We start from the raw sequence: 19,764 nt of genomic DNA on the forward strand, positions 1-19,764 counted from the left end.
TCCTCTTCTACATAATATAAGTAAGTATCGATGATTACCGTACGATAACTTTCGTAATAACTTCTATAGGATTCTTAAGCGCATAACCCAAAGATCTTCCACTAAATGTAACGATACTGAAAAAAAGAATACTCAAAATTGTTAAAGATAAAACGAGTTTAGTAAAAATAGTCATTTTTTCTCCAAATAAAGTTCGTTTCGTATTTTTTTCCAGTTCGGTAGCATCTAAATTCTGATTTAAAGTTTGTGGATCATTTTTGGCTTTTTCAACTAATTTTTCAATACTAAATTGTTTTTGTTTTTCTTTATATTCATCCTGATATTTTTTCTGTTCTTTTTTGGGTAATTTTTTAAACCAATCAATAAACTCACGATATTCTTTCATCACTTCATTAGTGGGTCCAAACATTTTTAAATCACCGTAATGCATCCAAATCGTTTTATCACAAAGTTTTTCTACCTGTCCCAGTGAATGAGAAACGAAGAAAATAGTTTTCCCATTTTCTTTAAATTCCATAATCTTATCCACACATTTTTGGTAAAAAGTTTCATCTCCTACAGATAAAGCTTCATCAATTACTAATATGTCCGGATTGTTGTGGACAGCAATAGCAAAGCCCAAACGAGATTTCATACCACTGGAATAGCTTTTTACAGGTTGATTAATAAAATCTCCTAAATCAGCAAAAGCAACGATGTCATCTAATTTGTCATCAATCTCTTTATTCGTCATTCCTGACATCAGGCCTTTTAAACGAATATTTTCTAGTCCGGTCAGTTGGATTTTCAATCCAGCACCGATTGCAATGATCGAAGTTTCTCCGTTAACCTCCATCGTTCCTGATGTAGGAGGAATAATTCCACTAATCAAGTTCGAAAGTGTTGATTTCCCTGATCCATTAATACCAATGATTCCTACTGATTCACCAGCATTTACTTCAAAACTTACGCCTTTTAATGCCCAGAATGTACTCATATTTTTTTTATAAAATTTAAATAGAGATTTTACTTTATCTGATTTTTTCTTCAGAAGATCGTATTCTTTTGTTACTAAAGTACTACGAACTTTAACTTGTTTATCCATCTTATCTTCTCATCCATTCTAAAAATCTTTGCTTACATTGTTTTGATTGAACATTGTCAGGTCAGCCTTTATTTGGGTTGTTGAAACTTCTGGCGTTCTTGGAAGATAAACTACCTCAACTCCTGATTCAGTAGTTAGATAATCAAATTTACCTGACCAGTCGTCCCCTATTACAAAAATATCGACGTTATATTTCTTCATGTCCGTTATTTTTTGCTCCCAATTTTCTTCTGGAATAACAAGATCGACATATCTTATTGCTTCTAAAAGCTGTTTCCTTTTTTCATAGCTAAAATAACTAGTCTTACCTTTTTGTAATAAATTGAACTCATCGGTTGATAATCCCACAATCAAGTAATCACCTTTTTGCTTAGCAGTTCTCAATAGATTAATATGACCATAATGAAGCAAATCAAATGTTCCATAGGTAATAACTCGTTTCATTTTTAGTCCCTTCTTATTTCAAAATAAAAATCACTAATAGATTATATCATAAAACCCAGAAAAAAAAGATTCTTAGGAAAGAATTAACAAATTTGAAAGATTATTAACCCTAAATATTTGCTTTAATTTCCTATTTTTCATATAAAAAGCAGCAACCTATATGATGGTACCTCCTCATCTCTGAGTCTAGCAAGAAATAGAAACTAATATAAGTGTATCAAAAAAGCAGATATTCATGCTCCTTTGAGATGAATAATCTGCTTTGTCTACAGTCTACTTGATTTTAGACTTTCGTCACTTCCGCTGCTTGCGGTCCGCGAGCACCTTCAACGATCGTAAATTCAACTTCTTGACCTTCTTCAAGTGATTTAAAACCGTCTCCTTGAATGGCAGAAAAGTGAACAAATACATCATCGCCACCGTCAACTGTAATAAAACCAAACCCTTTTTCGTTGTTGAACCATTTTACTTTCCCATGTTCCATAGTGTGTAAAGCCTCCAATAATTATAATCCGACGATTCCGTCGCCTTTATTATAGCGGATTATGTAAGCGTTAGCAATATCAAAACGATTCTTTCTATCCACAAAAAAAGAAGCCTTTTAGCAGGCTTCTTTCTAGTAAATTGTTTAAGCTTTTGCGAAATATTCGTTTACTTTGTCCCAGTTAACAACACTCCAGAAAGCATTGATGTAATCTGGACGAACATTTTTGTATTTCAAGTAATACGCATGTTCCCAAACATCTAAACCTAAAACAGGTGTTTGACCATCCATCAATGGTGAATCTTGATTCGCTGTTGAAGTAACCGCTAGTTTACCATCTTTCACGACTAACCATGCCCAACCTGAACCAAAACGTCCGGTTGCAGCAGTTTTAAATTCTTCTTTAAAGTCTTCAAAGCTGCCAAAAGTTTCTTCAATTGCCTCTTTGATGGCTCCAGTAGGTTCGCCACCAGCATTTGGGCCTAAGATTTCCCAGAAGAACGTGTGGTTGGCATGGCCGCCACCATTGTTACGAACTGCTGTTTGAATATCTTCTGGTACAGAAGAAAAGTCAGCTAATAATTCTTCAACTGTTTTTTCACCTAATTCAGGATGTTTTTCAATCGCTGCGTTTAAGTTTGTTACATAAGTGTTATGGTGTTTATCATGATGCAAATGCATCGTTTCTTCATCAATGTATGGTTCTAATGCATCGTATGCGTAAGGTAAATCTGGTAATGTGTAAGTCATAAAAAAATTCCTCCTCAATGATAATGTTTACATAAGTAACATTATCAGACTATCAGACTTTGTTCAAAAAATATGCTTACTTTTTCTCACTTTTTTTCGTATTGAAAATCAAAAATTTACTAAACACATAGTTTGCCAAAACAACAACAACTTGGGTGACCAGCTTGGCAACTAGATCGCCGGTTGCCAAAATTGAAATAAATAGATACATACAAAGCATATCTAAGCCTAATGATAAGACGCGAAAGAAAATGAACTTCCCAAATGCCGCCCATGACTCTTGCTTTGTCTCGGTTTTTGCTTCAAAGACCCATAACTTATTTGTAAAGTAGGCGAACAAAACAGAAGCAATCCAGGAAATCACATTCGCTGTCTGGTAATAAAAACCAAATCCTTCACGAAAAACGAGGTAGACGACAATGTTGACTACAGTCGTTAATCCACCAAAAAATAAATACGTAATCGGCTCCCACAACTTTTTTTGCTGCAAGAACTGCTTGTATTCGTTGTACTTTTGCATTCTTTTGCCTACTTTCATTTCTTTATTTATTCATTCATTCGATTATTGGTTCTTTTTTTGTGAATTCCTTGTAATTCAAAGAACCCTTCGTTACAATTACTCTAGTTATACCACAAAGGAGTTCATCAGCAAATGACTATCGTCCAACTATTTAAAATTGCTTTTTTCCGAATACCTGATTTAAAATTTGTCAAAAAAGCAGAATTTTCCAAAGTAATCGTTTTTCTATTAAGCGCCTCCGTGCTTATCGCGGTACCGATGACCATCAATGTATTAGGTGTCTTTCGCGATGTGCAAGCAGACGGACAAAAAATTGGAGAATCGATCCCAGATTTTACGATCGAAAATGGCAAGCTTGCTACAGCGCCGGGTACGCAAGGTTTCATTTATCAAACCGATTCGATCATCTTTACTTTCGATCCAGATGGCAACCGTACGCCAGCAGATATTGCATCTGATGTCACTGGCTCTGTCATCGCTGTTGCCTTGTTAAAAGATCAGCTGGTCATCCGTATCCCCTCTTCTGGCTTATCGACGTCAATGTTAGATTCTAATCAATTAGAATTTGATTACAGTGAGCCTGCGCTGCGCAATCTTAACGGTCAGGCGATTCGAGAAGCGCTATCCAACCAAGCGATCCCCTGGCTAATCAAACTCATTGTCTTTTTTGTTGCATTGTATCCATCATTTGTCAGCTTGCTGATCACCTTAGTGATGGGGACCTTTATTGCAACGATCTATACAAGATTAAAACGATTCTCCTATACTTTCTTTGAAAATTTAAAGATTCTGATCGTAAGTGCTGCATTGCCTACGCTTATTAGTGTAATCGTACAACTACTATTGCCTTCCTTCGATGCAACCACCTTTATTTTGTTTGGTTCTTTATTCTTATTCACACAAGGGGTCAAACATTCTCCAAAAATTCAGTTTAAAACCTAATCTAGGCCATGTTCAATTCCTTGAACATGGTTTTTTTCTCATTCTTTGCTACACTTAAGTTAAAAGGAGGCTTGGCAATGAAAAAAATAATCTTAGCCACTCGAGAGTTTCGCGACACATACGTGAAACAAATCGAAAAAGACTATCAATTTCTTGTGTACAGAAAGGACCAAGCAATTGATTGGTCACAAGTAGAAATTACCATAGGTTGGAAGCCCGAATGGAAGGACTACCTACTAACGGAGAAAACAAATTTGAAATGGGTCCAAGCAATTTCAGCAGGCGTAGACACCTTACCCTTAAAAGAGTTTGCGAAATATGGCATTCGCTTATCTAATGGTAGCGGCATCCATGCTGAATCGATTACAGACCATCTATTGGCTCTACTATTTATGGAAAACCGCGGGATTTTCCAAGCAATCCAACAACAAAGAAAACAGCAATGGTCACCAAATACAATCCCCTATACAAAATTGTCAGACCAAGAGATTTTGATCGTTGGTACGGGACAAATTGGCCAAAAGTTAGCTCAAGCATTGACCTTTTTTGGTGTAAGTCCCATTGGTATCAATACTAGCGGGCATGACGTGACAGGTTTTGAAAAAACGTTTGCGTTATCTGACTTACACGCTTGCGCAAAAACCGCCGATTGCGTCATCAACATCCTTCCTCTGACGGAAGAAACCACTCACTTGTATGATGCAGCTTTTTTTGCCCAAATGAAACCTAGTGCTTCCTTTTATAATGTCGGCCGCGGGCCAAGTGTGGATACCACTGCATTAGCAAAAGCCCTAGAAAAAAAGCAGATAGCATTTGCCGCACTGGATGTTTTTGAAGAAGAGCCATTGCCCGAAAATGATCCGTTATGGCACATCGAAAACCTTTTGATAACCCCTCATATCTCAGGGCACACGCCCCATTTTCAAAAGGCATTTATGGCTATTTTCTTAGCGAACTTCCAACAATTTTTGGCAAAACAAGAACTTGTAAAAAATGAGATAAACTTGGATAAAGGCTACTAACATATTCTTTCCGCAAAAAAAGTGTACAGTTGGAGGCGAAACCTTCAGATTGTACACTTTTAATTTATCGTTGTTTTTCTTGGTCTTTTTCAGTTTCTTTCAAGAAATATAAGGGTCTATTTTTGGTTTCTAAAAAAATTTTCCCAATATATTTCCCGATGATTCCCAAACAAAGCAATTGCAAGCCGCCCACAAATAAGAAAATGCTAACCATCGATGGCCAACCAGTTGTTGGATCACCAAAGATAAAGGTTCTGATCACAATAAATACCAAAGCAATCAGAGAGCCCAAGCAAGAAAGCGCCCCAATAAACGAAGCAATGTTCAGAGGGGTATCCGAAAAGTTGACAATCCCGTCGATCGAATATTGAAATAGTTTCCAAAATGACCACGAAGTCTCACCAGCGACTCGTTCCCGGTTCTCATAGGCGATGTATTCTGTATCAAAGCCGACCCAACTGAAGATCCCTTTGGAAAAGCGATTGTATTCTGACAGCTGTAAAACGGCATCTACCATATTACGGCGCATCAAGCGAAAATCTCGGGCACCATTTACCATTTCGGTATCGGCAATTTTGTTGATAATATTATAAAAAGCATCTGAGAAAAAACTACGGATCTTCGGTTCTCCTTTGCGATCCGCCCGTCTAGTCCCCACACAATCAAGCTCTGGTTTTGCTTCCAGCATCGCAAACATTTCTGGCAGTAATGTCGGCGGGTCTTGTAGATCTGCGTCCATCACAGTGACAAAATCGCCTTTCGCCGCTTGTAAGCCTGCATAAAGTGCAGCTTCTTTGCCAAAGTTTCTCGAAAAAGATAAATAGCGAACACTTTCGGGGTGGGCACGATATAACTCTCTTAAAACAGGTAGTGTTTGATCTGAAGAGCCATCATTGACAAAAATATATTCAAAGGGCATATTTAATTGTCTCTTCACTTTTTCTGTTTCCTCAAAGAATATCGGCAAGCTCGCCTCTTCATTAAAACAAGGTACAACAATTGATAACATCGGTTTCATCTCCTAGAGCCAATCGAGTTACATCGGTCATCATTTGACCAAACTCATATTATTTTTTATCTTCACTAAAATCATACTTGGGTTCATCTAACCTTTGATCATAATCAACTGTCAGATCATAGCCTTTGAAAAACCACTCATCCGCTTCATCAATAAAAAAAAGCAAGCCGTCAATTGTTCGTTCAACGATCGGACGTTCTGGTTTATCGACTGACATCCCCACGGAAAATCCGTCATGCACTTGTGTTTTGCCATAAATTTTTCCAAAAAAACGAATCCCGCTTCCTTGGTCTACCACCAATTCTTTTTTGAACCATTGCATTGCTTCAGGACTTATTGTTAAGTTCATTTTCTTCACTCCTAATCATTCATATGTTCATCAAGTATATCTACATCATCTGTATTGCCGATCACGAGTAAATTGTCATTTTCACGCACGATCGCCTCTGCATCTGGCGAAACGATCACTTGTCCTGGTCCCCGACGAATCGCAACAACTGTCAGACCATACTTTTGTCGAAAATTCAGCTCAATCAGGGATTTATTGAAAAAGCGTGGATTGGACACACGAATTTCTGCTAGAGAAAATTCATCAGATAGTTCAATATAATCTAAGATATTTTTGGAAACTAGATTATGGGCGATGCGAATCCCCATATCACGTTCAGGATGGACGACACGGTCTGCGCCGAGTTTTTCCAGTACACGGGCATGGTATTCGTTTTGGGCTTTGGCTAAGATATTAGGAACACCCATTTCTTTAACCATCAAGGTCACCAAAATACTAGCTTGAATATCCTCACCGATCGCAACAATGACATGGTCAAAGTTTCGGATACCCAATGAGCGTAACGTCATCTCATCCTGTGCGTTACCAACCACCGCATGGGTGGCGATATTCATGTACTCATTCACCCGATCTTCGTTACTATCGATCGCCAGTACTTCTTGTCCAGATTCAATCAACGTGCGACAAATACTGCCACCAAAACGGCCCAGACCGATTATTGCATAATTTTGCTTCACCACAAACGCTCCTTTTTTACCAGATCATAATTTAGTATAACAAAAACCTCCTCAACTGACCATGAGGAGGCATAATTATCGAGAATTTATTTTATCAAACCGTGTTTAAAAGCATATATTGTCGCTTGTGTACGATCTTCAACTTCCAATTTTGATAAGATATTCGATACATGTGTCTTAACAGTTTTCAAGGTAATAAAGAGCGAATCCGCAATCTCTTGGTTACTCTTTCCTTCGGCGATCAACAGTAACACTTCTTGTTCCCGATTGGTCAAATCTTCATGTAGGATTGGTGTCCGATTCGTCAAACGATCCATCATTTTCGTGGTGACTTCGGGTTCTAAGACCCGCTCTCCTCGCTGGGTGGCACGAATGGCTTCCGCAATCTCATGAGCAGTAGACGTCTTTAACAGATAACCGGCCGCACCCGCTTCAATAGCTGGATAGACTTTTTCATCATCAATAAAACTAGTGACAATAATGATTTTTGCATCCGGCCAATCCTTTAAAATCAATTTCGTAGATTCGATCCCATCCATTTCATCCATCACTAAGTCCATCAAAATCACGTCTGGTCGCAGCTCCAAGGCCTTTTCATACCCTACTCGGCCATTTTCCGCTTCCCCAATCACTTCTATATCGTCTTGAATCGATAAGTAAGAAGATACCCCCAGACGAACCATTTCATGGTCATCAACTAACAACACGTTTATCATCCGTTATGCCTCCTTCAACAATGGAACTTTGATTTCAATGCTGGTTCCTTGCTTTTTAAAACTAATAATTTTCAACGTACCACCAACGGCACTCACCCGTTCTCGGATATTCATTAAGCCATAGCTGCCGGCCTTTTGATCTTGGGGATCAAAGCCAACTCCGTCATCGATCACCCGCAATAACACGTTATTATCGATGCGATGCAAGTATACTTCTAACTCATCAGCTTTCGCGTGACGCAGTGTATTAGACAAGAGTTCTTGGATCACACGAAAGAGTTGATCTTCAATCGAACTAGGCATCGTAAAGTCTTCAATATCCCAAGTCAATAGAATTTTGATTTTAGTCTCTAATTCCTTTAACAATTGCTCGATTCCTTGCTTTAGACTCTTCCCTTCCAAAGTTACAGGTCGTAGATGAAGCAAGAGCGCCCGCATTTCAGATTGCGAAGCATTGATAATGTCTGTGACCATCGCTAACTGTTTCTTTTGGCTTTCTGGAGCATCTGTTCGAATCGCTTGCTCATTTAGTGCAGACATCATCATCATGGCGGCAAACAGCTGTTGAGAAACAGAGTCGTGCAATTCACGAGCCAGACGCTGCCTTTCTGCTTCTAAAATCTCTTCTTTCGTCTGACCATCAACAAACTGCGGTTTCGCATTCAATTGCTGTAATTCCATCGACATCTGTTTCATCTTCGATTGGATACTGGCAATATCACGATCCACATTCGCAATCAAATGGTTTTCAGACGCATGGGGGATTTTTGTTTCCAATAAAGGGCTATCGATATAGCCGCTGGCTAACAGTCTTAACTTTTCTTCCACCGGACCGTATTGACGGTTGCGAAAAAAAGAAATCAGTAAAAAGACAGCTAAAGCAATCAATGCAGATATTACAAGTAAGTGAAAGACGATTGGGATAAAGAAGAGCTTGATTTGAAAGACTTCTATCAGCCAATTATTTTTCCCACTGGCATACAAATAGGAAAACAGCATCAAAATCATGGTAAAAAAACTTGCTAAGCCTGCATAAAACGCGATCATGCCTCTTGAAAATTTCCCGATCATACCCGAATCACCTCAACATCACCAACAAGGGTATTCGTTAAAATTTTCAAACGCCGACTATTTTCGCCATAATCGGGGCTGTAGATTGTCACTTTTTCATTTTTCAAGCTCGTTTCTTCACCTTCAAAGATAACGGAGCCAATAAAAGTACTGTGCTCTAATTTGATTGCTATGCCAGCAGGCACTAAAATACGAGTTCTGCCAAAGCCTTTTCGTACGATCACGACGTTTTCTTTCTTAGGCAATAAAGTGTTGCCTAGATCAATGAAAGTGTCTCCCGTCAAAATATCTAAATTGATGTCATCCCATTCATAAACTTGACTGCCGATTCGTTCATTGCCTAACCACTGCTGTTTTTGTTTCAGTGGATGATCAGCTTTTGGTTCTTCGGTTTCAACGATGATCATTTGTTTTTTGCGCCAGAAGGAATTTTTAGTCAAATCGATTCCGGTAATCTCGACTCCTTTTAATCCAATAAATAAAATCGCAAAAATCAGCATCAGCCACAATGCTGGACTATTTAACAAACTGATCAAAATAGCAATGGAACTTGAGACCATCAAGAAATTTTTAAAATTGCTCTTGCGCTCACTTCGGTTCACCAGAACCAAGCACGTCACACCAAGTATTAATAAAAATAATAATGGCGGATTAGATAAAATTTGCCATACCGCAAAAAGCAGTAAGAGCGCTTCAACAATAAAGAAAAAACGCCAAGGACTTTTCATTCAAGCTCCTCCTCCTAGTAATTCTACTCTATCATACCTGAAAAAAAGGGTTTGTCCATCCGTCGCTGGTCCGAAAAAAGACCCTGTATGATCAATTTCCCTAAAGGAGAATGAACAACAGGGTCAACTAGATTGATCGAGTGATCAAGCAATTAGCTTTTCTTTACTTCTGTGATTCTTACTTGCATATCTCCGCCTGGCGTTGAGATCGTCACTTCATCGTTGACTTTTTTCCCGATCAAAGCACGAGCGATTGGTGAATCATTGGAAATTTTACCAGAAAAGGGATCTGCTTCAGCACTACCGACGATCATGTACTCTTCTTCGTCACCATCAGGCAACTCCACAAAAATCACTGTTTTTCCGATGGAAACTTCATCAGAGTCGACACCCTCATTATCAATGATTTCTGCAAATCGAATCATATTTTCTAAAGTAGTGATTCGGCCTTCGACAAACGCTTGTTCATCTTTGGCAGACTCATACTCTGAGTTTTCGGATAAATCGCCAAAACTGCGGGCTACCTTGATACGTTCAATGATTTCACCGCGTTTTACCGTTTTCAATTCTTCTAATTCTTGTTCTAGCTTTTCTTTTCCTTCAAGTGTCATTGGGTAAACTTTTTCTACCATAGTTCTTTTCTCCTTTTAGTAACTTCTAATAAATCGCAAAAGGTAATCTTTTGCGATGAGTCCACAAAAGATTACCATGCTTTTTTTTAAATGTAAACTATAAACCTGTGAAAATTTAATTTGAGGTATTGTTTACGTATTGTTCCACTAATTGCATATGCTGTTCATAGGTTTCTGCAAAGTAAACTTCTTGAGTATGAATATCAGCAACGAAATAATAGTAGTTGTTCGGTGTTGGATCTAAGACCGCTTGGATCGCTGCTTCACTTGGATTGTTGAATGGCCCAGGTCCGTAGCCAGTATGCACATAGAGATTATAAGGAGAGTCAACTTGAGTGTCCTCATAAGTAACTAGCTCTTTATGCTCACCTAACGCGTATAGAATCGAAATATCCGATTGCAGCGGCATATCAATTGCTAAGCGATTGAAGAATACCTGTGCGATATTTTTACGATCTTCTAACTTACTACCTTCTTTTTCAACAAGCGATGCTAAAGTAAGAACTTCTTGGACGGTCATTTCTTTTTGAGCGATTTGATCGAAATATTTCGACATGACCGCATTTGATTTATCCACCATTTGAGTAACGACTTCTTCTAGGGTATTCCCTGTATAGTAGTCATACGTCGCTGGGAACAAGTATCCTTCGAGTCGGTAACGTACACCTTGTGCATCGCCGGCACTTGCTAAAAGATCAGGATAAGTTGCTTTCATTTTTTCAAAGAACTCGTCACTTTCCATCAAAGCTAAGAAATCATCTTTCGAGATATTCGTTGCTTCCGCTAGAGCATCACCGATTTGATCTACATCAAATCCTTCAGGAATGGTGACTTTGGCGTCAGAGGTGACCGATCCTTCGCCATTTTGTAGCATCTTCGCTATTTGATCCAATGTCATACTTGGCGCAAACTGATAATTTCCCGCTTGAAATCCAGTTAAATTATTGAATTTCGTATAATAGTTAAAGATCATACCACTCTTAATGATATTGTCTTCTTCCAATATTTCTCCAATTGCTTTGTTGGACGATCCACTAGGGATCTCAACAGCGACAGTTTCCGTGTCATCAGGATTCAAAGGCTGTAGCCCGGATGATACATAACGATACATTGAAAATCCTAAAACTCCACCGATAACGAGCAAAGCAAGAACTACGATCAAAACGATCCGATTGACAATTCGGTCTTCTTTTTTGCGTTGCTGCTTGCGCAATTGCGTTTCTCCACCTTCAGCTATGGGTAATTCTTCCGCTGCTGCCCTACGACTTGCAGCAGTTTGCTTTGCTTTTTTATTTTTGGTCTTTCCACTTGCAGTTCGCGAACCCACCTCTTCTTGAGGCTGTTGAATAGGACGCTCGTTCAAACCTTGGTCTTCCTGGGTTTGATCTGATTGAGGTTGCTTTAAAGCTCCTAATACTTCGTCTTTAAAGGATTTATCCTCTGGATGTTGTTTACTCAAAACAACTCCTCCTAACTTTCGTAATACTGGCTTGTACCATTATACACGAAAGTTAGGAGGAATGAAATGATTAATAAATTACTCAAACGCTTCTTTTAAAATTATAGTTTTTCACCTGTTGCGTCTTGAATCAATTGTTTCGCTATTGTATCAATATTTCTCCTGATTTTTGCCACATCGTTAGGATTTGAGATAAATCCAAGTTCCGTTAGTCGATAGTCAATTCCTCTATCTTTAAAGACTCTTAAATTCAATAGGTCATTACGCAAGCTCAATCCTCGATTATTTGCATAAGCAGAGTGCCAACCTACATGCTGACGAATAGTCTCAGCCATAGCTATACTCGATAATGAAGGAACAAGATCTTTATGAACAATAACATGTCCACCTGTTGATAAGGTTCCACCAGCATCTAAATGGATTTCGGTAACAGACAAAATTTTTGAACTAACTAAATATGCGCCACCCATGATCTGGGTGTCCTGATACATGTCCTTTGATGTATCATAAAAATTGATTTTACTCGTTTTTAATTTCGCAGCATATTTTCTTAAATACGGTAACAGTTCATTACGTGTGAAATCACGTTCGTTAGTTCCGCTGCCGACTGCCCCTGGATCCCAAACCCCATGCCCCATTACAAAAAGGTACTCACTTTTTTCAACAAAAGGTTTTTCCGTTGAGCCAGGTGCTTTTTGACCTTTAGGAACCAGTTGGATTTCTAATGCTTCAGCACGTTTACCCAAAGAAATAGTTCCAGCTTTCTGGTCATTGACTGCCCAATCAAGCCAACCATATGTTTGTGAGTGAACACGGTAATAAATATCATAGAGTCTCGCTGCTTTTCCTGTCAGTTTTACCTGAAGTGCTTCCAGTCTCTTACCTTGTCCAGTAGTCCCAGATAGCGCCCCATTCGATTGATAAGCTTGCCAGCCAATGCCTTGGACATGTGACCGGTAAGAAATACCACCATCAAATTCACTGTTTTCCAATTTGATCTGTATAGCTTCTAAGCGCAAGCCTCTTCCTGTTGTTCCTCCAGTGACTTTGCTTCCTGTTGTATTTACCCATCCAACTCTTTGAGAGTGAGATGAGAGGTCAATGGTAGTTTTTCCTAACGTATTACTAGAAACAAATGCTTGTCCTGCCTGATTTGGCTCAGATAATCTTCTTGGCTTCACAATGATTTGAATCGCTTCAATTGCTAGATTAAATCCTGTTGTACCTGCTTCAGCACCATTTTTAGTCCAACTTAACCATCCTAGACCTGAAACGTGTACTCTATAATAAATATTTGCATATTTGGCTAAGTCGCCAGTCAGTTCAAGTTTTATAGCTTCCAATGGCGTATCAATCATACCAATTTCTTGTCCGGCATTTACATAAGATGACCAAGATCCATTTTGAGAAAGCCCGCTGTAGCGCACACTTCCAGATATTTTATCATTGATTGTTACCATTGAAAATTTTTGGACAGGTTGTTTTTCACCAACTGTACCTGATGTTGTACCATTGTTTACTGCAGTTTGCCAACTATTTCCCACAAAACTTGTATATGAGCTATTGATTGTTCCAGATTCCATTAGGCTAGGAGTAGATAGATCATCTGGTTCTTCAAAAGTAACTTGAATTGCTTCAATCCGCAAACCCATGCCTGTGGTACCAGCAGTCTCACCATTTTTTGCCCAACCTAGCCAGCCAAGATCTCGGACATGAACTCTATAATAAATATCCTGACTTGTACTATTGATTTGAATAGACTCCATTTGTCGCGTGGAACTAATATCACCAATGACTTCTGAGGTACTACTCCAGTTCCCCCAACCTGTTGATTGAAAGTGACCTCGATAACTGATACTATCAGGATCTTTTAATCCCGTTTTTAAAATTTTGAAACCTGTGATCTTTTTTGATTGTCCTGTTGTACCACTAATTTCTCCATCAGATTTTACACTTTGCCAAGAATCATTCTCCAAATAACTTTGATAAGAAATACTAGGCGTTTCATTGTTCTCTTTGCTCCTAGTCGTCATTTGTTTGGATTCAACAGCTATTTTCAATGTGAAGTGATACGTCTGAACATCTAGGTTTGAGTTAAAATTTTTAACTGCCACTGTAAGGCTTAACGGACTTAATTCCGTAGCAACAAGTTCTTTGGTTGAACCTTCTTGCAAACGCCATTCAGTGTCATTCAACTCATACTCTGGTAGTTCATCAGAAAATATATCTTCTAAATCAACAATATACAGATCGTTTTTTTGGTCAGCACTTATTGAAGTGGTTTGCGTTCCTCCATAAAATTTTGTGAGATTGATATTTTTTGATAAATCAAATGATACAATTTTGTTGTCAGAAATATCTAATTGTTCTAGTTGAACGAATGGGCTTAGATCAATCTCCGCTATAAAATTCTTGCTAACATCAAGAGTAACTAAATTTTTGAAGGTTTCAATGCCGCTTAATGATGAAATTTCTAAATTTGATAAATTTAATTCGGTTATTTTAGATGGATCTTCATCAAAGAAACCATCATGATCACTATCAAAATTTTCTATTAAATAGTTTCGAAAATTTTCGTCAGGAAAAATTGTTTCATCCAATGAAACTTTTTTTTCATCCACTATTGATTCTTCGGTAGATTCTTCAACTATACTACTATCGACAGTTGGATTTGTTTCATTCGTCATCGAAGATGATTCTGAGCTTGTATTAGATTGACTGCCTTCATACGAAGGATTCTCAGTTGTTCTTTCAGTAGTATCTGAAGAAATTCCATTTTCAGAAGAAATACTACCGGTCGTTGCCTCATCTATATTTATGGTTTCAGCTACAGTTGTTAAAGTTGGCACAGCGACATTTAAACTTAATATAAGAACACTAAACAAATATGCTACTTTTTTTTTCAACCCCATTTTTTTCTCCTTTTCCTAAAACCTATTATAACTTTCTAAATTACCTCAGCTGTCATAGAGCCACAACAGATTAATCAGTTTTTACCAACTAGCTAATATTTTGCAACATCATTCTTAATGCCTCTTGCCATGTTGGGATTTCAAATCCCAACTCTTTTGCTTTTGAAAGATCCATTATCGAATATTGTGGGCGTTTTGCCTTTTGTAGAAATTCAGCTGAGGTCACAGGCTTGACGGACACATCTGTGTCCTTCAAGATCTCTTTGGCAAATTCGTACCATGAACAATGATTGTCATTGGATAAATGATAGATTCCTTTAGGGGCATCGTTTGTGATCACATATGTCATAAACTCCGCCAGGGTGCGGGTCCAAGTAGGACGGCCGAACTGATCATTGACCACGGTCAATGTTTCGTGTTCTTTGGCTAAACGCTGCATGGTAAAGACGAAATTATGTCCGTATTGACCAAAGACCCATGAGGTACGGATAATATAGTACTTGCTCATGATCGACTGCACAGCTTCTTCACCTAGTAATTTGGTCCGGCCATATTCATTTTGCGGATTGACTTGGTCGTCCGTCGCATATTCGCCGTCTTTTTTGGTACCATCAAAGACATAGTCGGTACTGATATAAATCAAGGTTGCCCCAACGGCTTCGGCTGCCAATGCAACGTTTTTGGTGCCGTCAACGTTGATTTTTTCGTCTAATTCCTTGCCCTCATCTTCGGCTTTATCCACCGCAGTATAGGCGGCACAATGAAAGATCACCGTTGGTTGTATTGCTTTGATTTTATTCATTGTAGCTTGTGCATCTGTGATATCCATCTCAGCGGAATCTGTCGATAGATAAGCAGCACCTTGTTCATCCAATAGATGACGTAATTCTGTGCCTAATTGGCCGTTTCCTCCTGTAATTAAATACATGTATCTCTTCCTTTCGAAAAAAGCAGGAAATCTCGCTTCCTGCTTTTTTGTTGAATTATTGACCTTGCTTGGCGTAACTTGCTTCAACGCGGGCTTTTTCTGCCTGCCACCATTCGGGGTTATTGCGGTACCATTCGATGGTATCCGCCAACCCATCTTTAAAGTTGGTGAATTGCGGGCTCCACCCCAGCTCTTCTTTTAGTTTTGTTGCATCGATCGCATAACGCAAATCATGGCCTGGTCGATCATTGACATGATCGTAAGCATCCTTGGATTGTCCCATCAATGTTAAAATCATCTCGATTACTGCTTTGTTGTCTTTCTCGCCATCGGCACCGATCAGATACGTTTCTCCGATGCGTCCTTTGGTCAAGATGGCCCAGACAGCAGAAGAATGATCATTGGTATGGATCCAGTCACGGACGTTTTTGCCTTCGCCATATAATTTAGGTCGAATGCCGCTTAATACATTCGTGATTTGACGAGGGATGAATTTCTCGATGTGTTGATACGGTCCATAATTGTTGGAACAATTAGAGAGCGTTGCTTGTAATCCAAAAGAACGTACCCAAGCTTTGACCAAGAGATCGGAGCCTGCTTTGGTGGATGAATATGGACTTGATGGATTGTATGGTGTTTGATCGGTAAACTTCTCCCCCGGCCCCTCACCATGGCCTGGCAGGTCTTCTCTCAGGGGCAGATCCCCATAGACTTCATCTGTCGATACATGATGATATCGGACTTGATGCTTTCGACAAGCTTCAATCAATGTATACGTGCCGATCAGGTTGGTTTGCACAAAAGGAAATGGATCTTTCAATGAATTATCATTATGGGATTCTGCCGCATAATGGACGACCGCATCTGTTTGTTGGACCAGTTCATCAACTAATGCTGCATCGGCGATATCCCCCACCACCAATGAAACACGGTCTTCTGGCAAGCCAGCTAAATTGGCCTTATTCCCTGCATACGTTAATTTGTCCAAAACCGTGATGTGGACATCTGGATGATGCGCCACGACGTAATGAACAAAGTTGGAGCCGATAAATCCAGCACCACCGGTTACAATGATTCGTTTCATAATTAAATACGCTCCTTATATTTCTCCGTAGACGAAGGTATTTTCTGCCTCAAAGGCTTTCAAGGTCGGATGATGCTGATCTTTTTCTGACAGGATTGCCTGTTCTTTGGCGATCGGCCAATCAATTGACAAATCTGGATCATCAAACGCAATCCCGGCATCTGCTTGTGCATTGTAATAATTGTCGCATTTGTACAAGAAATTGACATTGGGTGTCAAAGTCACAAACCCATGGGCGAAGCCTTTTGGCACCAACAATTGTCGGTGATTACTTTCAGATAAAATGTAGCCTTCCCATTGACCATAGGAAGGAGAACCTTTTCGAATGTCGACGATCACATCCAGTACTGCACCGCTTACCACCCGAATCAATTTGGTTTGGGCCGCTTCGCCTTTTTGAAAATGCAGTCCCCGCAAAACGCCAGCTTCTGCTGATAACGAATGATTGTCTTGGACAAAGTCATGGCCAATGCCCGCTTCTTTGAAATCAGCTTGCGAATAGCTTTCGGTAAAAAAACCACGATGATCACCAAAGACAGCCGGTTCAATGATCAAGACATCTGCTAATTTTGTTTTTGTTACTTTTATTTTTCCCATCGTTATGCCTCTTTTGCTAGGTTCAATAAATATTGACCATATTGATTTTTCTTCAGTGGTTGTGCCAAATCGATCAATGCTTCACGATTGATATACCCCATGCGATAAGCAATTTCTTCCAAGCAAGCCACTTTTAAATTTTGTCGTTTTTCAATTGTTTCAATAAACGTTGACGCCTCTAATAATGACTCATGGGTTCCAGTATCTAACCAAGCATACCCGCGTCCCATGACTTCAACGGATAGTTGCCCTAATTCTAGATATTTTTGATTGATATCCGTGATCTCAAGCTCTCCGCGTTCTGAGGGTTTGATTTCTTTCGCGATTTCTACGACTTGTTTATCGTAAAAATACAGCCCAGTAACAGCATAATTTGATTTTGGAGTATCGGGTTTTTCTTCGATCGATACAGCTTGCATCTCATCGTCAAATTCCACGACCCCAAAACGTTCAGGATCAGTGACATGGTAGCCGAACACTGTAGCACCTTGTTCTTTTTGCGCTGCTCGCTGCAACATATTTGACAAACCGCCACCATAATAAATATTGTCACCAAGAATCAAACAAACACTATCATCACCAATGAATTCTTCGCCGATGATGAAGGCTTGCGCTAACCCGTCTGGACTTGGTTGAACGGCATACTCGATGTGGATGCCTAATTCATGACCATCGCCAAATAATTCTTCAAAACGCGGGGTGTCTTGCGGTGTCGAAATAATTAAAATCTCCGTAATTCCCGCCAACATCAACGTCGACATAGGATAATAGATCATCGGTTTGTCATAGATCGGCATTAATTGTTTGGATGTTGCTTTGGTTAAGGGATACAGGCGTGTCCCTGATCCACCTGCTAGAATGATACCTTTCATATTAATTTACCTTTTCTTTCTTAATGGATAAATTGTCAAAGTCTTTCGTTGTATAGGCAGTGAACTGATATTTATTCGTGTCAATACGCATATTGATTTTTTTTAAATTTCGATCTTTACCAAGTCTTCTGCGATGATGTATAGGCTTATGAGATTCAATAAAAAGATCCCATATTAACCCATTTTCCAATTTTTTGATAGGCAAAATAAATACGGCTTCTCCGACTGCATTGATTTCAGCTGCCTTGATTGTAATTTCTTGACCGTCAGTTCTTTCTTTACAAATTAGATACTGATCATTTGCAATGAGGGTGTGGTGTAAACTTGCTCCAATATAGAGTTTCTTTTTAAATGCCGTTACACTGTTTAAATAGATTGACGTTTTGTTTAAGAAGCTGACATTCAATCGCTCTTTGTAGCCATTTGCATACTGCATTTGATAGTATATCTGTCCGTTGTCGATTTCATAATCGGAAGATTGGTTGAGCTTTTTGCTTACTTTTTCGAACTCAATGAGTTCATCCATTTTGTCTTCGCATATTTTTTGAACAAAGATGGCATGTTCTTTTTTTAGCTTAGATATGACAGATTCACCGACATAATGAAGAAAGAAATCTCTTGCTGCCGAAAAGTATTTTTTTCTCAATTGGTACTCATATTTTTCATTTAGAATGGACGCTCTTAGAATACTAAAACTAATCAAGCGGTTGACATAAGCAACCTTAAGATCTAGTTGCTTGGCTTGATCAAACCTGCTCTTTTCGATATAATGCAATACTTTTTTTTGTGCAATAAAATGTAATTCTGGATTCTGAGGTATAGATGCTACACTCAGGTTCTCTCCAGGTCTTCTGACTACATAATAATAATCATAGTCACTAAGAATAGAAATAACTTTAGCATCAAGATAGGCACGCATAACGAATAGTTTATCTTCATCTCCGGGCCTGATTTCCGTTTCAAAACGTATGTCTTGATCAATCAGCATTTTTCTTCTGAACATCTTATGCGGAGCAATCGTATAGATCAGGTTATCTTTAATAATATCTGCATGTGTAATATTTCCTTTTAAAAATTGGCTTTTCGGTACTCCTCTACCATTGATTCCTTTATATTTACCGAAAATTACATCCGAATTATTTTCGGTAGCAAAAGCATACAGCCTTTTTAAAGCATCCTCACCTAAATAATCATCATTATCTAAAAATTGTACGTATTCCCCTTTAGCCATTTCAATTGCATCATTTCGTGGAACCATCGGTCCACCTGAATTTGTTTCTCTTTTTATAATACGCAGGTTGGGTAAATCGGTGCGATATGACTCAAGAATCTCCAAACTGTTGTCTGTTGATAAATCATCAACTGCTAAAATTTCGAAATCAGATTTATCCATTGTCTGATTTTTTAAAGAGTCTAAAGTTGGTTTAATAAAGTTTCCTGCATTATAAACAGGAATAATGACACTAATTTTCATA

The 19,764-nt window shown here is 38.8% G+C and carries 21 protein-coding genes; 2 read left to right on the forward strand and 19 right to left on the reverse strand.

Annotated features, from left to right (window positions below; all coding sequences use genetic code 11):
- Positions 1 to 34: 34 nt before the first annotated feature.
- The 5 genes from IAE45_RS04795 to IAE45_RS04815 all read right to left on the reverse strand — a co-directional run bounded on the left by IAE45_RS04795 (position 35) and on the right by IAE45_RS04815 (position 3,282).
- Positions 35 to 1,084: an ABC transporter ATP-binding protein gene (locus IAE45_RS04795; RefSeq protein WP_194195331.1), complete on the reverse strand. Its 1,050-nt coding sequence runs from the start codon at positions 1,082 to 1,084 to the stop codon at positions 35 to 37.
- An 18-nt stretch (positions 1,085 to 1,102) separates the two neighbouring features.
- Positions 1,103 to 1,528, reverse strand: coding sequence for a glycerol-3-phosphate cytidylyltransferase (gene tagD, locus IAE45_RS04800; RefSeq protein WP_005236890.1), 426 nt, complete (start codon positions 1,526 to 1,528; stop codon positions 1,103 to 1,105).
- 283 nt (positions 1,529 to 1,811) lie between these two features.
- On the reverse strand, positions 1,812 to 2,012 hold the full coding sequence (locus tag IAE45_RS04805) for a cold-shock protein (RefSeq protein ID WP_005229578.1): 201 nt from the start codon (positions 2,010 to 2,012) through the stop codon (positions 1,812 to 1,814).
- A gap of 144 nt (positions 2,013 to 2,156) precedes the next feature.
- Positions 2,157 to 2,762, reverse strand: coding sequence for a superoxide dismutase (locus IAE45_RS04810; RefSeq protein ID WP_140965429.1), 606 nt, complete (start codon positions 2,760 to 2,762; stop codon positions 2,157 to 2,159).
- 76 nt (positions 2,763 to 2,838) lie between these two features.
- A complete protein-coding gene (locus tag IAE45_RS04815; protein WP_034878673.1) occupies positions 2,839 to 3,282 on the reverse strand; it encodes a GtrA family protein in 444 nt (147 codons plus the stop codon).
- 132 nt (positions 3,283 to 3,414) lie between these two features.
- Here IAE45_RS04815 and IAE45_RS04820 point away from each other — a divergent pair, with 132 nt between their 5' ends.
- Positions 3,415 to 4,224 (forward strand): DUF1189 domain-containing protein, encoded by an 810-nt coding sequence (locus IAE45_RS04820; RefSeq protein ID WP_077452571.1) that lies wholly within the window; start codon positions 3,415 to 3,417, stop codon positions 4,222 to 4,224.
- Positions 4,225 to 4,250: 26 nt separating this feature from the next.
- Positions 4,251 to 5,246 carry a phosphoglycerate dehydrogenase gene (locus tag IAE45_RS04825; RefSeq protein WP_200125215.1) on the forward strand — a complete coding sequence of 332 codons (996 nt, stop codon included), beginning with the start codon at positions 4,251 to 4,253 and terminating at the stop codon, positions 5,244 to 5,246.
- A gap of 64 nt (positions 5,247 to 5,310) precedes the next feature.
- On the opposite strand, the gene IAE45_RS04830 is transcribed toward IAE45_RS04825, so the two are convergent.
- The 14 genes from IAE45_RS04830 to IAE45_RS04895 form a co-directional block, all read right to left on the reverse strand.
- The gene (locus IAE45_RS04830) at positions 5,311 to 6,255 is read right to left on the reverse strand and encodes a glycosyltransferase family 2 protein (protein WP_200125217.1); all 945 of its coding nucleotides are present in this window, start codon (positions 6,253 to 6,255) and stop codon (positions 5,311 to 5,313) included.
- Positions 6,256 to 6,313: 58 nt separating this feature from the next.
- Positions 6,314 to 6,613 carry a HesB/YadR/YfhF family protein gene (locus IAE45_RS04835; protein ID WP_081119174.1) on the reverse strand — a complete coding sequence of 100 codons (300 nt, stop codon included), beginning with the start codon at positions 6,611 to 6,613 and terminating at the stop codon, positions 6,314 to 6,316.
- A gap of 11 nt (positions 6,614 to 6,624) precedes the next feature.
- Positions 6,625 to 7,290 (reverse strand): potassium channel family protein, encoded by a 666-nt coding sequence (locus IAE45_RS04840; protein ID WP_005229566.1) that lies wholly within the window; start codon positions 7,288 to 7,290, stop codon positions 6,625 to 6,627.
- 86 nt (positions 7,291 to 7,376) lie between these two features.
- Positions 7,377 to 8,006, reverse strand: coding sequence for a response regulator transcription factor (locus IAE45_RS04845; protein WP_077452576.1), 630 nt, complete (start codon positions 8,004 to 8,006; stop codon positions 7,377 to 7,379).
- A 3-nt stretch (positions 8,007 to 8,009) separates the two neighbouring features.
- The gene (locus IAE45_RS04850; RefSeq protein ID WP_077452577.1) at positions 8,010 to 9,077 is read right to left on the reverse strand and encodes a sensor histidine kinase; all 1,068 of its coding nucleotides are present in this window, start codon (positions 9,075 to 9,077) and stop codon (positions 8,010 to 8,012) included.
- Entirely contained in the window at positions 9,074 to 9,805 is a 732-nt protein-coding gene (liaF, locus tag IAE45_RS04855; protein ID WP_010749367.1) for a cell wall-active antibiotics response protein LiaF, read from the reverse strand. The genes IAE45_RS04850 and liaF overlap by 4 nt, the downstream gene beginning before the upstream one ends.
- Positions 9,806 to 9,957: 152 nt before the next feature.
- Positions 9,958 to 10,437, reverse strand: a complete 480-nt coding sequence (greA, locus tag IAE45_RS04860) for a transcription elongation factor GreA (protein ID WP_005229556.1) — start codon at positions 10,435 to 10,437, stop codon at positions 9,958 to 9,960.
- Positions 10,438 to 10,552: 115 nt separating this feature from the next.
- Entirely contained in the window at positions 10,553 to 11,896 is a 1,344-nt protein-coding gene (gene mltG, locus IAE45_RS04865) for an endolytic transglycosylase MltG (RefSeq protein ID WP_086292795.1), read from the reverse strand.
- A gap of 101 nt (positions 11,897 to 11,997) precedes the next feature.
- On the reverse strand, positions 11,998 to 14,808 hold the full coding sequence (locus tag IAE45_RS04870; protein ID WP_200125219.1) for an N-acetylmuramoyl-L-alanine amidase: 2,811 nt from the start codon (positions 14,806 to 14,808) through the stop codon (positions 11,998 to 12,000).
- An 88-nt stretch (positions 14,809 to 14,896) separates the two neighbouring features.
- On the reverse strand, positions 14,897 to 15,736 hold the full coding sequence (gene rfbD, locus IAE45_RS04875; protein ID WP_200125221.1) for a dTDP-4-dehydrorhamnose reductase: 840 nt from the start codon (positions 15,734 to 15,736) through the stop codon (positions 14,897 to 14,899).
- Positions 15,737 to 15,791: 55 nt separating this feature from the next.
- Positions 15,792 to 16,820: a dTDP-glucose 4,6-dehydratase gene (rfbB, locus tag IAE45_RS04880; protein WP_200125223.1), complete on the reverse strand. Its 1,029-nt coding sequence runs from the start codon at positions 16,818 to 16,820 to the stop codon at positions 15,792 to 15,794.
- Positions 16,821 to 16,835: 15 nt separating this feature from the next.
- On the reverse strand, positions 16,836 to 17,417 hold the full coding sequence (gene rfbC, locus IAE45_RS04885; protein WP_200125225.1) for a dTDP-4-dehydrorhamnose 3,5-epimerase: 582 nt from the start codon (positions 17,415 to 17,417) through the stop codon (positions 16,836 to 16,838).
- Positions 17,418 to 17,419: 2 nt separating this feature from the next.
- On the reverse strand, positions 17,420 to 18,289 hold the full coding sequence (rfbA, locus tag IAE45_RS04890; RefSeq protein ID WP_194195325.1) for a glucose-1-phosphate thymidylyltransferase RfbA: 870 nt from the start codon (positions 18,287 to 18,289) through the stop codon (positions 17,420 to 17,422).
- 1 nt (position 18,290) lies between these two features.
- Positions 18,291 to 19,763: a glycosyltransferase gene (locus tag IAE45_RS04895; protein WP_200125227.1), complete on the reverse strand. Its 1,473-nt coding sequence runs from the start codon at positions 19,761 to 19,763 to the stop codon at positions 18,291 to 18,293.
- Position 19,764: the final 1 nt, after the last annotated feature.

Origin of the sequence: Enterococcus sp. S53 (assembly GCF_016516865.1) — a bacterium.
Lineage (GTDB): Bacteria > Bacillota > Bacilli > Lactobacillales > Enterococcaceae > Enterococcus_D > Enterococcus_D innesii.

Excerpts from the sequence above, each read along its gene's own strand:
- IAE45_RS04820 (WP_077452571.1), top strand. The coding sequence starts at position 3,415 with ATGACTATCGTCCAACTATTTAAAATTGCTTTTTTCCGAATACCTGAT.
- IAE45_RS04810 (WP_140965429.1), bottom strand. The coding sequence starts at position 2,762 with ATGACTTACACATTACCAGATTTACCTTACGCATACGATGCATTAGAA.
- greA (WP_005229556.1), bottom strand. The coding sequence starts at position 10,437 with ATGGTAGAAAAAGTTTACCCAATGACACTTGAAGGAAAAGAAAAGCTA.
- rfbB (WP_200125223.1), bottom strand. The coding sequence starts at position 16,820 with ATGAAACGAATCATTGTAACCGGTGGTGCTGGATTTATCGGCTCCAAC.
- IAE45_RS04815 (WP_034878673.1), bottom strand. The coding sequence starts at position 3,282 with ATGCAAAAGTACAACGAATACAAGCAGTTCTTGCAGCAAAAAAAGTTG.
- liaF (WP_010749367.1), bottom strand. The coding sequence starts at position 9,805 with ATGAAAAGTCCTTGGCGTTTTTTCTTTATTGTTGAAGCGCTCTTACTG.
- IAE45_RS04835 (WP_081119174.1), bottom strand. The coding sequence starts at position 6,613 with ATGAACTTAACAATAAGTCCTGAAGCAATGCAATGGTTCAAAAAAGAA.
- rfbA (WP_194195325.1), bottom strand. The coding sequence starts at position 18,289 with ATGAAAGGTATCATTCTAGCAGGTGGATCAGGGACACGCCTGTATCCC.
- IAE45_RS04845 (WP_077452576.1), bottom strand. The coding sequence starts at position 8,006 with ATGATAAACGTGTTGTTAGTTGATGACCATGAAATGGTTCGTCTGGGG.
- IAE45_RS04805 (WP_005229578.1), bottom strand. The coding sequence starts at position 2,012 with ATGGAACATGGGAAAGTAAAATGGTTCAACAACGAAAAAGGGTTTGGT.
- IAE45_RS04850 (WP_077452577.1), bottom strand. The coding sequence starts at position 9,077 with ATGATCGGGAAATTTTCAAGAGGCATGATCGCGTTTTATGCAGGCTTA.
- IAE45_RS04825 (WP_200125215.1), top strand. The coding sequence starts at position 4,251 with ATGGTTTTTTTCTCATTCTTTGCTACACTTAAGTTAAAAGGAGGCTTG.
- IAE45_RS04830 (WP_200125217.1), bottom strand. The coding sequence starts at position 6,255 with ATGTTATCAATTGTTGTACCTTGTTTTAATGAAGAGGCGAGCTTGCCG.
- IAE45_RS04870 (WP_200125219.1), bottom strand. The coding sequence starts at position 14,808 with ATGGGGTTGAAAAAAAAAGTAGCATATTTGTTTAGTGTTCTTATATTA.
- tagD (WP_005236890.1), bottom strand. The coding sequence starts at position 1,528 with ATGAAACGAGTTATTACCTATGGAACATTTGATTTGCTTCATTATGGT.
- rfbC (WP_200125225.1), bottom strand. The coding sequence starts at position 17,417 with ATGGGAAAAATAAAAGTAACAAAAACAAAATTAGCAGATGTCTTGATC.
- rfbD (WP_200125221.1), bottom strand. The coding sequence starts at position 15,736 with ATGTATTTAATTACAGGAGGAAACGGCCAATTAGGCACAGAATTACGT.
- IAE45_RS04895 (WP_200125227.1), bottom strand. The coding sequence starts at position 19,763 with ATGAAAATTAGTGTCATTATTCCTGTTTATAATGCAGGAAACTTTATT.
- IAE45_RS04795 (WP_194195331.1), bottom strand. The coding sequence starts at position 1,084 with ATGGATAAACAAGTTAAAGTTCGTAGTACTTTAGTAACAAAAGAATAC.